Source organism: Streptomyces sp. NPDC012466 (assembly GCF_042955215.1).
Classification (GTDB): domain Bacteria; phylum Actinomycetota; class Actinomycetes; order Streptomycetales; family Streptomycetaceae; genus Streptomyces.
This window is the reverse complement of the sequence record NZ_JBIBEQ010000014.1, coordinates 1-12,356: the sequence shown is the minus strand read 5'-3', so window position 1 is coordinate 12,356 and position 12,356 is coordinate 1. Positions and strand designations below refer to the sequence as shown.

Below are 12,356 nucleotides of genomic sequence, written 5' to 3'. Positions count from 1 at the left end.
GCCGGGCTCCTGGTTCGGGTCGGGCGGTCACGACGCGGTTTCGCACGCGTACTCCGCCAAGGATGCCAGGACATACGGGGGTTCCGGGAACGCCGGAACGCCGACGGCCCGACGGCGGGGCGCGGCACCGGGGGAATGCACCGGGCCGAGTCACCCACACGAGTGAACTTGGGTGACCCGCCCGTTCCCTGCCGGCACTCCCGCCGGTGCGCCGCCCCGGCTAGCCGTCCGCCCGGGCCGCCGCCAGCAGCTCCTCCGCGTGGGCCCGCGCCGTCTCGGAGTCCTCCTGGCCGGCGAGCATGCGCGACAGCTCCCGGACCCGGTCCTCACCCTCGAGGACCTTGACGCCGGAGCGGGTCACGGACCCGTCGTCGGTCTTCTCGACCAGCAGCTGCCGGTCCGCGAAGGCGGCCACCTGCGGCAGATGCGTCACCACCACGACCTGCGCGGTCTTCGCCAGCCGCGCGAGCCGCCGGCCGATCTCGACCGCCGCCTTGCCGCCGACTCCGGCGTCGACCTCGTCGAAGAGGTACGTCGGCACGGGATCCGTCCCGGCGAACACGACCTCCACGGCCAGCATCACCCGCGACAGCTCACCGCCGGACGCGCCCTTGGCGATCGGCCGGGGCGGCGCGCCCGGGTGCGGGGCCAGCAGCAGCTCGACCTCGTCGGCGCCCGCGGGCCCGTAGGCGACCGGACGCCCGCCGACCTCGACGCCCTCCGGGTCCTCGGTCTGCCGGATGTCGAAGGACACGCGCGCGTGCGGCATGGCGAGCGAGGCCAGCTCGGCGGTCACGGCGGCGGCGAACCGCTCGGCGGCCTCCGCCCGGGCGTCCGTCAGGGCCTGGGCCAGCCCGCCCAGTTCGGACCGCAGCGCGTCCCGCTCGGCGGTCAGCTCCCCGATCCGCTCGTCGTCGCCGTCGAGTTCGGTCAGCCGGGCGGCACTCTGCTCGGCCCAGGCCAGCACGGTGGCGATGTCCTCGCCGTACTTGCGCGTCAGCCCGGTGAGCGCGGCCCGCCGCTCCTCGACGGCCGCCAGCCGCAGCGGGTCGGCGTCCAGGTCGTCGGCGTATCCCGCGAGGTCTCCGGCCGCGTCGCGCAGCAGGATCCCGATCTCCCCGATGCGGTCGGCGAGCGTGGCCAGCGCCGGGTCGTGCGACCGTACGGCGTCCAGGGCCCGCTGGGCGCCCGCGACGAGCGTCCCGGCGTCGACGCCCTCCGGGTCCTCGGGGTTGCCCGCGAGGGCGGCGTGCGCGGCCGCGGCGGCCGACGCCAGTGCCTCGGCGTGCCCGAGCCGCTCGGCCTCCTCGGCCAGCTCCACGTCCTCACCGGCACGGGGTTCCACGGCGGCGATCTCGTCGAGTCCGAAGCGCAGCAGATCGGCCTCCTGGGCCCGCTCGCGCGCCCGGGTGGTGATCTCGTCGAGCTCGGCGGAGACGGCCCGCAGCCGCTTGTACGCCTCGCCGTACTTGGCCAGCGGCCCGGCGACCGCGTCGCCCGCGTACCGGTCGAGCGCCTGCCGCTGCCGGGACAGCTTGAGCAGCCCCTGCTGGTCGGTCTGCCCGTGCACGGCCACCAGCTCGTCGGCGAGCTCGGCCAGCACGCCCACGGGCACGCTGCGCCCGCCCAGGTGCGCCCGTGAGCGCCCCTCGGCGGAAACGGTACGGCTGATCAGCAGGGCCCCGTCGTCGAGCTCGGCCCCGGCCTCCTCGGCACGCACCGCGGCCGCGGCGTCCCGGGGGACGGTGATCCGCCCCTCCACGACCGCCTTGCCGGCCCCGATCCGCACGAGCGCCGGGTCGGCCCGCCCGCCCAGCAGCAACCCCAGGCTGGTGACCACCATGGTCTTGCCCGCACCCGTCTCACCGGTGACCGCGGTGAACCCGGGCGACAGCTCGACGACAGCATCGTCGATCACGCCCAGCGACCGTATCCGCATCTCCTCCAACACGGACACGACCTTACGAGGTCCGGGCCGGGGATTGCGACCGGCCTGCCCTTGTCACCCACGCGAGTGGACGGCGGCTAGTGGGGAGCCCCCCGCCAGCCGGAGACCGGCAGCGCGAACTTGGCCACCAGCCGGTCCGTGAAGGACGCGTGGTGCAGCCGGGCCAGCCGCACCGGCACGGCCCCTCGCCGCACCTCCACCCTCGCCCCCGGCGGCAACTCCACGGTCCGCCGGCCGTCACACCACAGCACACCCGGCGGAATGTGCGGCAGAACCTCCACAGCCAACACGGAATCCGGCGATGTCACCAACGGCTTCGCGAACAGCGCGTGCGCGGAGATCGGCACCATCAGCAGCGCCTCGACCTCCGGCCACACCACCGGCCCGCCCGCGGAGAACGCGTACGCCGTCGACCCCGTGGGCGTCGCGCACACGATCCCGTCACAGCCGAACCCCGTCACCGGCCGCCCGTCGATCTCCAGGACGACCTCCAGCATCCGCTCGGCGGACACCTTCTGCACGGCCGCCTCGTTCAGCGCCCAGTCGGTGTGCACGATGTCCCCGTTGCGGTGCACGACGACGTCGACGGTCATCCGCTCCTCGACCTCGTACGCCTTGGTCACCACCCGGTCGACGACCTTGTCGAGGTCGTCCCGCTCGGCCTCCGCGAGGAACCCGACGCGCCCGAGGTTGACGCCCAGCATCGGCACACCCGACGCCCGCGCGAACTCGGCACCGCGCAGCAGCGTGCCGTCGCCGCCCAGCACGATGAGCAGCTCACACCCGTCGAGGCACTGCGGAGTGGCCTCCTTGATCAGCTCCACCTCCGCCGGCAGCGGCAGGTCGCGTGCCTCGGCCTCCAGGACGCGCACGCCGAGACCGGAGCGCAGCAGCCCCTTCACCACGAGCTCGGCACTGCGCACGGCGGCGGGCCGCCCCGTGTGGGCGAGCAGGAAAACAGTACGAGCTCGGTTCTCGGTCAACGCGGCCCCTCCGCCACTGCACGGTCAACGTCGGCCGGGTCCAGTTCCGGTGCCCCGGCCCGCAGCCACAAGAAGTATTCGACATTCCCCGACGGCCCGGGCAGCGGACTGGCCGTCACGCCCTTCACCCCGAGCCCCAGCCCCCAGGCCTTCTCGGCCACCCCCCGCACCGCCTCGGCGCGCAGCTGGGCGCTGCGTACCACTCCCCCGCTGCCCAGCCGCTCCTTCCCGACCTCGAACTGCGGCTTGACCATCATCACCAGGTCGGCGTCCGGTTTCACGCACCGCACCAAGGCGGGCAGGACCAGCCCGAGCGGGATGAAGGACAGATCCCCCACGACAAGATCCACTGGCTCCCCATCGATCGCTTCAAGCGTCAACTCGCGTACGTTCGTACGGTCCTTGACGGTGACGCGTTCATCCTTCTGGAGGGACCACGCGAGTTGTCCGTATCCGACGTCCACAGCGACGACGTGGGCGGCGCCCGCCCGCAGCAGGACGTCGGTGAAACCGCCGGTGGACGCGCCCGCGTCGAGCGCCCTGCGCCCCTCGACGGGCAGCCCCTGCGGCCCGAAGACCGCGAGCGCCCCGGCGAGCTTGTGGCCGCCCCGGGAGACGTAGTCGGGGTCGTTGTCGTCCTGGGCCACCACGATCGCGGCCGCGGTCTCCACCTGCGTGGCGGGTTTGGTCGCGACGGTCTTGCCGACGGAGACGCGTCCGGCGGCGATCAGCTGGCCGGCGTGCTCACGCGAACGCGCGAGCTTCCGGCGGACCAGCTCCGCGTCCAGACGGCGGCGTGCGACTCCTGCCACGTTCGGTTCAGCTCCTAGGTCCAGGCGGCGTCGGGGGCGCGGGAGGTCCCGGGCGTACGTCGAGCGCGGTGAGCGCGTCGCGCAGCCCCCGGTGTACATCCTCGTACACCTCGATGTGTCCGTCCGTGGCGAGGTGGTCCGCGTCGCCGAGCCGGTCCAGCGCCGCGTCCACACCGGCGTCGCCGGTGGGGGTGCGGGGCACGTTCAGCGGAGCGGGGGCGGCGGGGTCGTACGCCGGCTCTTCCTCCGCCGCCGGCGGGGTCTCGGGAACTGCGTCGTCCATGCCCCGACGCTACCGCGAACCGCTGCGGTACCGTCGACCGCGATGGCCACGATCGAGGAGTGCCGCAGCGCACTCGACAAGCTCTCGGACAACATGCAGCGCGCCGAAGGGGACGTCCGCGACGCCGCGGCACTGGACCGCTCGGTGAGCTGCCACATCACGGACCTCGACATCACCTTCGTCGGCCGCATGCGCGGCGGGCGGATCGACGTGCACGACACCGTGCCTGGGCCGCCGCCCGGCAGGGCCGAGATCAGACTCGCCATGACCGGCGACGACCTGGTGGCCCTGGTCGGCGGCGAGCTGAACTTCGCCAAGGCCTGGGGCTCCGGCCGGGTCAGGCTGCACGCGGGCGTGCGGGACCTGTTGCAGCTCAGGAAGCTTCTGTAGCCGCGACCTTGCCGCCCGTGCCCTGAGCGCGGGCCTTGCGCGCCGCCGGCACGACCAGCGGCGTGCCCGTCTCCGGGTCGTCGATGACCTGGCAGCGCAGCCCGAAGACCTCCTCGACCAGTTCCGCCGTGACGATGTCCTTCGGTGCGCCCTCGGCGATGACCCGGCCCTCGCGCAGGGCGATGAGGTGGGTGGCGTAGCGGGCGGCGTGGTTCAGGTCGTGCAGCACGGCGACGAGCGTGCGCCCCTGCTCCTCGTGCAGCTCCGCGCACAGGTCCAGTACGTCGATCTGGTGCTGGATGTCCAGGAAGGTCGTCGGCTCGTCGAGCAGCAACAGCGGTGTCTGCTGGGCCAGCGCCATGGCGATCCACACGCGCTGGCGCTGACCGCCCGAGAGCTCGTCGACGTAGCGGTCGCCGAGTTCGGCGACGCCGGTCTGCCGCATGGACTCCTGGACGACCCGCTCGTCGTCCGTGGACCACTGGCGCAGGATGCCCTGGTGCGGGTAGCGGCCGCGGCCGACCAGGTCGGCGACGGTGATGCCGTCGGGCGCGACGGACGACTGGGGCAGCAGGCCGAGGGTCCGCGCGACCTTCTTCGCGGGCATCGACTGGATGACCTGCCCGTCGAGCAGCACCCGGCCCTCGCTCGGCTTGAGCATCCGCGACAGCGCCCGCAGCAGCGTCGACTTGCCGCAGGCGTTGGGGCCGACGATCACCGTGAACGACTGGTCGGGTATCTGCACCGACAGTTGCTCGGCGATGACCCGCTGGTCGTAGGCGAGGGTGACCTTCTCGGCGGACAGGCGGTTCACGGGGCTCCTTCGGTTGTTCAGTCCGCTGCTGGTACTGCTTGCGGGGCGTGTGCCCGCCCTCATATCCGGCCCGCCCTGCGCTCGCTGACCAGCAGCCACAGCAGGTAGACCCCGCCGAGCACACCGGTGACCACGCCCACGGGCAGCTGCTCGGCGCCGAACGCCCGCTGCGAGACCCAGTCGGCGACGACCAGCAGGGCGGCGCCCATGCACAGCGACGGCAGCAGGTTCGGGCCGGGCGAGCGGGTCAGGCGCCGGGCCAGCTGCGGCGCGGTGAGCGCGACAAAGCTGACGGGACCGGCCGCGGCGGTGGCGGACGCGGTGAGCAGCACCGCCGCCACCATGAGCAGCAGCCGGACGCGTTCGACCCGCACCCCGAGGGCGTACGACACGTCGTCGCCCATCTCCATCATCCGCAGCCCGCGTGCGTTGACGAGGACGAGCGGCACCAGCACGGCGGTCAGCGCGAGCAGCGGCCACACCTGGTCCCAGTCCCGGCCGTCGAGGGAGCCGGTCATCCACACGACCGCGCGGGCCGCGTCCACGATGTCGGACTTGGTCAGCAAAAAGCCGTTGACCGCCGTGACGATGGCGGAGACGCCGATGCCGACCAGGACCAGCCGGTAGCCGTGCACGCCCCGCTTCCAGGCGAGCACGTAGATGGCGAGCCCGGTCACCAGGCCGCCCACCAGCGCCCCGACGGCCACCTGGCCGGCGCTTCCCGAGGTCAGCACGATCACCACGAGCGCGCCGGCCGTCGCCCCCTGCCCGAGGCCCAGCACGTCCGGACTGCCCAGCGGATTGCGGGAGATGGCCTGGAACAGCGCGCCGCCGAGTCCGAGCGAGGCGCCGACCAGCAGCCCGACCAGGACCCGGGGCAGCCGCAGTTCGTTGACGATGAACTCCTGGCCCGGGTTGCCCTCGCCGACCAGGGTCCGCAGCACGTCGGCGGCGGGGATGGGGAAGTCGCCGGTGCCGATGAGCACGACACTCGCCGCGAGCGCCGCGACGAGCAGCAGGAGCACGACGGTGACGGCCCGCACGTCCAGGCGTATCGAGAGCCCGCCGGTCCGCACGGCACGGTTGGTGGTCTTCACAGCTGCGCCGTCCTCCGCCGTCGTACGAGAAAGATGAACACCGGTCCGCCGAGGATCGCGGTGACGATGCCCACCTGGAGTTCCGAGGGCCGGGCCACGATCCGCCCGATGACGTCGGCGCCGAGCAGCAGCACGGGCGACAGGATCGCCGCGTACGGCAGGATCCAGCGCAGGTCGGGCCCGGTGAAGGAGCGCACGACGTGCGGCACCATCAGCCCGACGAACACGATCGGCCCGCAGGCGGCGGTCGCGGCCCCGCACAGGACGGTCGCGGCCAGCATGGACAGCGCCCGGGTGCGGTTCAGGTTGGCGCCGAGGGCTTTGGCGGTGTCGTCGCCCATGGCCATCGCGTTGAGCGGCCGGGCCAGGGCCAGGGCCAGGGCCGTGCCGGTCAGCAGGAACGGCAGCACCTGCGTGATGGTCGAGTCGGTCGCCGAGGCCAGCGAACCGACCGTCCAGAACCGCATCTTGCCGAGCGCCGCCTCGTCCATGATCATCACGGCTTGGAGGTAGCCGTAGAGCGCGGCGCTGATCGCCGTACCGGCGAGCGCGAGCCGCACCGGTGTCGCGCCCCGGCTGCCGCCGAGGAACCAGACCAGCGCCCCGACCGCGGCCGCGCCGAAGAACGCGAACCAGACGTAGCCGTTGAGCGAGGTGACCCCGAAGTAGGTGATGGCCGTGACGACCGCGGCGGACGCGCCGGCGTTGATGCCGAGCAGTCCGGGGTCGGCCAGCGGATTGCGCGTGAGGGCCTGCAGCACCGCCCCGGCCAGGCCGAGGGCGGCTCCGGCGAGCAGTCCGAGCACGGTCCGCGACACCCGCTCCGCGACGACGACGTCCCCGTAGGTCCCCGAGTCCTCGAACAAGCCGTGCCAGACCTGCCCGAGGGACAGCTCTTTCGCTCCGATCGCGATACTCGCCAGCGCGACGAGCACCAGGATCGCGACGGACAGGAGCAGCCCGAAGGCTCGTACCGCCCGTCGGTTCGAGGGCGCGGGGGCGGTCTCCGCGCGCTGTTCGGGGGGACTCTCTACCAACACGCAGTTAGGTTAGCCTACCCTCGCATTCGAGCGAGATTCGGCTTCCCGGCCCGCCTCGGCACCCGGCGCGTGCACTGACAGACGCTCAGATGCCCAGCCGCGCGAGCGCCTTCCCCCCGTCCAGCTCGCACACACCCTCACCGGCGGCCGTCCACGCCACGGCGCACAGCGCACGCAGCCCGTCCAGAGCCTCGCCCTCCCCGTCGAGCTCCAGCCGGTCCGCGCCGGCCCTCGCCGTCCAGCCACCGCACCGGAACCCGCCCTCGCCCGCCTCGACGACGTCCGGCTGACCGCCGAGCATCCCGCGCAGATCGGCGTCCACGAACGTCGGCCGGTGTTGCGGCGGCGCGGCGAGCAGCTGCCCGCCGTCGGTGACACCGGTCAGGACGAGCAGCGAGTCGACCTCCCCGTTGAACGCGCCCTCGATGTCCGTGTCCAGCCGGTCCCCCACCACCAGCGGCCGCTTCGCGCCGGTGCGCAGAATGGTCTCCCGGTGCATCGGAGGCAGCGGCTTGCCCGCGACCTGCGGCTCGGCACCCGTGGCGATCCGGACCACCTCCACCGCGGCCCCGTTGCCCGGTGCGATGCCGCGACCGCTCGGAATCGTCAGGTCGGTGTTGGACGCGAACCACGGCACACCGCGCGCCACGGCGTAGGAGGCCTCGGCGAACCGGCCCCACGGCAGATCCGGCCCGCCGAACCCCTGCACCACCGCCGCCGGATCGTCGTCCGCCGACTCCACGGGCACCAGCCCGCGCTCGCGCAGCGCGACCCGCAGCCCCTCACCACCGATCACCAGCACCCGGGCGCCCTGCGGCACCTGCTCGCTGATCAGCCGCGCGACCGCCTGCGCCGAGGTGATGACGTCCTCAGCGCCGGTCGGTATCCCCAGCTCCGTCAGATGCTCGGCCACGGCGGCGGGCGTCCGCAGCGCGTTGTTCGTCACGTACGCCAGACGCATCCCGCCCTCCCGGGCCGTGGCCAGCGACTCGACCGCGTGCGCGATCGCCTCACCCCCCGCGTACACGACGCCGTCCAGATCGAGCAGCGCCGTGTCGTACGCCTCGCTCAGGGCCTGCCCACTGGCCTCGGGCCTCGTCCTGACGCTCCGGCTCATCCCGCATCGCTCCTCGTTCGACGGCTTTCCCCCGATCATCCCCCATGCCACCGACAGCCGTACGATGCCGGGATGAACTCAGCAGGTCACTCGGAGGCAACGACGCACCGAGGCCTGGAACTCACCCCGTTCCGAGGCCTTCGTTACGACCCCGACCGGGTCGGCAGCCTTGCCGCCGTGACATCTCCGCCGTACGACGTCGTGGTGCGCCCCGACGGCCTGCACCACCTCGAATCCGCCGACCCGTACAACATCGTCCGCCTGATCCTCCCCCAGGCCGCCACCCCCAGCGCCCGCAACGAACGGGCCGCCGACACCCTGCGCCGCTGGCTGTCCGAGGGCGTCCTGACCACCGACCCGGAACCGGGCCTCTACGTCTACGAACAGCAGGACGGCGACGGCATGCTGCAGCGCGGCATCATCGGCGCCCTGCGCGTGTCGGACCCCGCCGAACAGGTCGTGCTGCCGCACGAGGACGTCATGCCGCACATCGTCGCCGACCGCGCGGCCCTGATGCGGGCCACCTGCGCGAACCTCGAACCACTCCTGCTCACCTACCGGGGCAACGGTTCGACGACCACCACGGCGGACCTGATCGAGCGCACCGCCGACCGGCCCCCGCTCCTCGCCACCACCACGGAGGACGGCTTCCGCCACCGCCTGTGGTCGGTCACCCACCCCGACGACCTGGCCGCGATCCAGAGGGACCTCGGCCGGCACCAGGCCCTCATCGCCGACGGCCACCACCGCTGGGCGACCTACCGCCGCCTCCGCACGGAGCACCCCTCCCCCAGCCCGTGGGACCACGGCCTGGTCCTCCTGGTCGACACGGCCCGCTACCCCCTGCGAGTCCGCGCCATCCACCGCCTTCTGCACGACCTGCCGGTCGGCGATGCCGTGGCCGCCCTGGAGGGCCACTTCCGCGTGCGCCGCCTCGAAGTCCCGCTGGCCGACGCCCTGGACACCCTGGCGGACGCGGCCTGCGCCGGCAACGCGTTCCTGCTGGCCGGCGACGGCGCCTTCCACCTCGTCGACCACCCGGACCCGGACCTGCTGGCCCGTACGATCCCCACCGACCGCCCCGCGGCCTGGCGCACCCTGGACGCGACAGTCCTGCACGCCACGCTCCTGGAGCACGTCTGGCGCATCCCCGAGGACTCCCCCGCCCACATCGCCTACATCCACGACACGGCCGCCACGGTCGAGAAGGCGGAACGCGACGGCGGTACGGCCGTCCTGATGCACCCGGTCCGCGAGGAGGTCGTCCGCGACCTGGCCCGCCAGGGCGTGACGATGCCCCGCAAGTCCACGTCGTTCGGCCCCAAACCGGCGACGGGTCTGGTCCTGCGAGCGCTGGACCTCTGACCGGACCGGACCCGCCGGACACGTCAAACCGGGCACCCAAAAGCCGGGCACGAAAAGGGGGCGGGACCCCGAGGCCTCACGGCCGGGATCCCGCCCCTTCTCCTACGGACGTCAGTCCTTGTCGTCCGCGTCCTTGTCGTCCGCGTTCTCCTCGTCCGCGTCCTTGTCGTCCGTGTCCGCGTCGTGCTCGATCTCGTCGCGCTCGTGCGTGTCGCGTTCGTCCTCGGCCGGTTCCGGCGAGGCGGAGGCCGGGACGACGTCGTCCTCGTGGTCCTCGTCCTCGACCAGGGCGTCCACGAACTCCACGCCGTCCAGCTCGGCGAGCCGGTCCGAGGCGTCGGTGCTGCCGTCCCGGTCGGCCTCGACGGCCTTGGCGAACCACTCCCGCGCCTCGCTCTCCCGCCTGGCGGCGAGCAGCGCGTCGGCGTACGCATACCGCAGTCGCGCGGTCCACGGCTGCACGGAGTTCGCGGCCAGTTCCGGGCTCTGCAGCGTCACGATGGCCGCGTCCAGCTGCCCCAGGTCCCGCCGCGCACCGGCCGCGACAAGCCGCATCTCGACCTGACCGGCCTTGTCGAGCTTGTGCACCTCGGGCGCCCCGGCCATGTCCAGCGCCTTCTCCGGCCGCCCGAGCCCACGCTCGCAGTCGGCCATGACGGGCCACAGGTCGATGTTCCCGGTCATCCGCTTGGCGGCCCGGAACTCGGCCAGCGCCTCGCCGTACTTCTGGGTGGCGTACGCGGCGAAGCCGGCGGCCTCCCGAACGGCGGCGACTCGCGACGCCAGTCGCAGCGCCACCCTGGAGTAGCCGTACGCGCCCTCGGGGTCCTCGTCGAGGAGTCGCGCGACCATCACCAGGTTCCTGGCGACGTCCTCCGCGAGCGTCTTGGGCAGGCTCTGCAGCTCCTGCCGTACGTCCTTGTCGATCTCGTCGCCCGTGACGTCCTCGGGGATCGGCAGCCGCTTGATGGGCTCCCTGTCCCGCTCGCGCTCCTCACGGAACCGGCCGGGGGCATGCCGGTCGTCCCGGCCGCGGAAGCCGCCCCGGTCGCCGTCACGCCGATCACCGTCGCGCCGGAAACCGCCACCGCGCTCACCACGGTCGTCACGCCGGGGACCGCGCCCGCCGCGGTCGTCGCGGCCGTCACGGCCGCGGAAGCCACCGCGCTCACCACCGCGGTCGCCGCGGTTGTCGTCCCGACGGAACTCGCCACGGTCACTGCGGGGGCCGTCCTCACGCCGGTAGCCGGGACGCCCGCCCCGGCCGGCGTCGTCGCGCCGGAAGCCGCCGCCGCGCTCGCCACGGTCGTCCCCACGGCGCTCGTCGCGGCCCTCGTCACGGCCCCGGAAACCACCGCGGTCGTCACGACGGAAACCACGGTCGCCGTCGCGGGGACCACGGTCACGACTGTCGTCGCGGCGGAAACCGCCACGGTCCCTGTCGTCGCGCCGGGGGAATCCGCCGCGGTCACTCTCGCGCCGCTCGCCACGACGGTCATCGCGCCGGTCGTCACGCCTGTCATCCCGGCGGTCGTCACGGCGGAAGGCGGGACGCTCACCACGGTTGTCCCGGTCGTCACGGCGGAAGGGCGGACGCTCACCGCGGTTGTCACGGTCGTCACGCCGGAAGGGCGGACGCTCACCGCGGTTGTCACGGTCGTCACGCCGGAAGGGCGGACGCTCACCGCGGTTGTCACGGTCGTCGCGCCGGAAGGGCGGACGCTCACCGCGGTCGTCCCGACGGAACCCACCGCGATCGCGGTCGTCCCTGCGCGGTCCGCGGTCACGGTCGTCACGCCGGCCGAAGCCACCGCCACGGTTGTCGTCGCGCCGGAAACCACCACGATCGTCCCGGTCGTCGCGCCGGAAGGGCGGACGCTCACCGCGGTTGTCACGGTCGTCACGCCGGAAGGCGGGACGCTCGCCACGGTTGTCACGGTCGTCACGCCGGAAGGGCGGACGCTCACCACGGTCGTCCCGACGGAACCCACCGCGATCGCGGTCGTCCCTGCGCGGCCCGCGGTCACGGTCGTCACGCCGGCCGAAGCCACCGCCACGGTTGTCGTCGCGCCGGAAACCACCACGGTCACCACGGTCGGGACGGTCACCGCGGTCGCCTTCACGACGCCCGGAGCTCCCACGGTCATTGCCGCCACGATCGTTGTCGCGGCGGAAGCCTCCACGGTCTCCGCGGCCCCCGCGCTGACCGCCGCGGTCGTTCCGGTCGCTCCGATCCCCCTCCCGTCGCCGCTGGTCGCGCTCCGGTCGGTCCTCGGGGGAGTTGGTGGACATGGTGACTCCTGTCTTAGGTACCGCAAGTCATTCTCGCGCAGCCGGGTACCCGGCGCGCACTGCAAAAACAAAAAGGACCCCTGGTCCCAGCTGAACGCTGGGACCAGGGGTCCTTCCAAAGATTGTTCGGCGGCGTCCTACTCTCCCACAGGGTCCCCCCTGCAGTACCATCGGCGCTGTAAGGCTTAGCTTCCGGGTTCGGAATGTAACCGGGC

General features: G+C 73.1%; 11 protein-coding genes, 1 rRNA gene and 1 pseudogene. 2 read left to right on the top strand and 11 right to left on the bottom strand.

Features of this window, described 5'->3' with window-relative positions:
* Window positions 1-220: 220 nt before the first annotated feature.
* From recN to ACFY9E_RS36505, 4 genes are all read right to left on the bottom strand, one after another.
* Window positions 221-1,939, bottom strand: coding sequence for a DNA repair protein RecN (gene recN / locus ACFY9E_RS36520; protein ID WP_390992324.1), 1,719 nt, complete (start codon window positions 1,937-1,939; stop codon window positions 221-223).
* Between the two features lie 86 nt (window positions 1,940-2,025).
* A complete protein-coding gene (locus tag ACFY9E_RS36515) occupies window positions 2,026-2,931 on the bottom strand; it encodes an NAD kinase (protein WP_390991969.1) in 906 nt (301 codons plus the stop codon).
* Window positions 2,928-3,743: a TlyA family rRNA (cytidine-2'-O)-methyltransferase gene (locus tag ACFY9E_RS36510; RefSeq protein WP_390991966.1), complete on the bottom strand. Its 816-nt coding sequence runs from the start codon at window positions 3,741-3,743 to the stop codon at window positions 2,928-2,930. The genes ACFY9E_RS36515 and ACFY9E_RS36510 overlap by 4 nt, the downstream gene beginning before the upstream one ends.
* Window positions 3,744-3,750: 7 nt before the next feature.
* Window positions 3,751-4,026 (bottom strand): hypothetical protein, encoded by a 276-nt coding sequence (locus ACFY9E_RS36505; protein ID WP_390991963.1) that lies wholly within the window; start codon window positions 4,024-4,026, stop codon window positions 3,751-3,753.
* Between the two features lie 42 nt (window positions 4,027-4,068).
* On the opposite strand from ACFY9E_RS36505, the gene ACFY9E_RS36500 reads away from it, so the two are divergent.
* Entirely contained in the window at window positions 4,069-4,416 is a 348-nt protein-coding gene (locus ACFY9E_RS36500) for a sterol-binding protein (protein ID WP_283973263.1), read from the top strand.
* Here ACFY9E_RS36500 and ACFY9E_RS36495 read toward each other — a convergent pair.
* The 4 genes from ACFY9E_RS36495 to ACFY9E_RS36480 form a co-directional block, all read right to left on the bottom strand.
* Complete coding sequence (locus ACFY9E_RS36495) at window positions 4,400-5,293, bottom strand: ATP-binding cassette domain-containing protein (protein WP_390991960.1); 894 nt, start codon at window positions 5,291-5,293, stop codon at window positions 4,400-4,402. The genes ACFY9E_RS36500 and ACFY9E_RS36495 overlap by 17 nt on opposite strands.
* Window positions 5,290-6,327: an iron chelate uptake ABC transporter family permease subunit gene (locus tag ACFY9E_RS36490; protein ID WP_390991957.1), complete on the bottom strand. Its 1,038-nt coding sequence runs from the start codon at window positions 6,325-6,327 to the stop codon at window positions 5,290-5,292. Before ACFY9E_RS36490 ends, ACFY9E_RS36495 begins: the two co-directional genes overlap by 4 nt.
* Window positions 6,324-7,367, bottom strand: a complete 1,044-nt coding sequence (locus ACFY9E_RS36485) for an iron chelate uptake ABC transporter family permease subunit (protein WP_390991954.1) — start codon at window positions 7,365-7,367, stop codon at window positions 6,324-6,326. The genes ACFY9E_RS36490 and ACFY9E_RS36485 overlap by 4 nt, the downstream gene beginning before the upstream one ends.
* An 85-nt stretch (window positions 7,368-7,452) precedes the next feature.
* Window positions 7,453-8,484, bottom strand: a complete 1,032-nt coding sequence (locus ACFY9E_RS36480) for an HAD hydrolase-like protein (RefSeq protein WP_390991951.1) — start codon at window positions 8,482-8,484, stop codon at window positions 7,453-7,455.
* A 72-nt stretch (window positions 8,485-8,556) separates the two neighbouring features.
* On the opposite strand from ACFY9E_RS36480, the gene ACFY9E_RS36475 reads away from it, so the two are divergent.
* Window positions 8,557-9,849 carry a DUF1015 family protein gene (locus ACFY9E_RS36475; RefSeq protein ID WP_390991948.1) on the top strand — a complete coding sequence of 431 codons (1,293 nt, stop codon included), beginning with the start codon at window positions 8,557-8,559 and terminating at the stop codon, window positions 9,847-9,849.
* Between the two features lie 111 nt (window positions 9,850-9,960).
* On the opposite strand, the gene ACFY9E_RS36470 is transcribed toward ACFY9E_RS36475, so the two are convergent.
* The 3 genes and pseudogenes from ACFY9E_RS36470 to rrf all read right to left on the bottom strand — a co-directional run.
* On the bottom strand, window positions 9,961-10,809 hold the full coding sequence (locus ACFY9E_RS36470) for a hypothetical protein (protein ID WP_390992322.1): 849 nt from the start codon (window positions 10,807-10,809) through the stop codon (window positions 9,961-9,963).
* 471 nt (window positions 10,810-11,280) lie between these two features.
* Window positions 11,281-12,081 (bottom strand): annotated as a pseudogene (locus tag ACFY9E_RS36465) (hypothetical protein); the annotation flags it as partial.
* Between the two features lie 184 nt (window positions 12,082-12,265).
* Window positions 12,266-12,356: ribosomal RNA gene (gene rrf, locus ACFY9E_RS36460) — 5S ribosomal RNA — on the bottom strand; the annotation flags it as partial.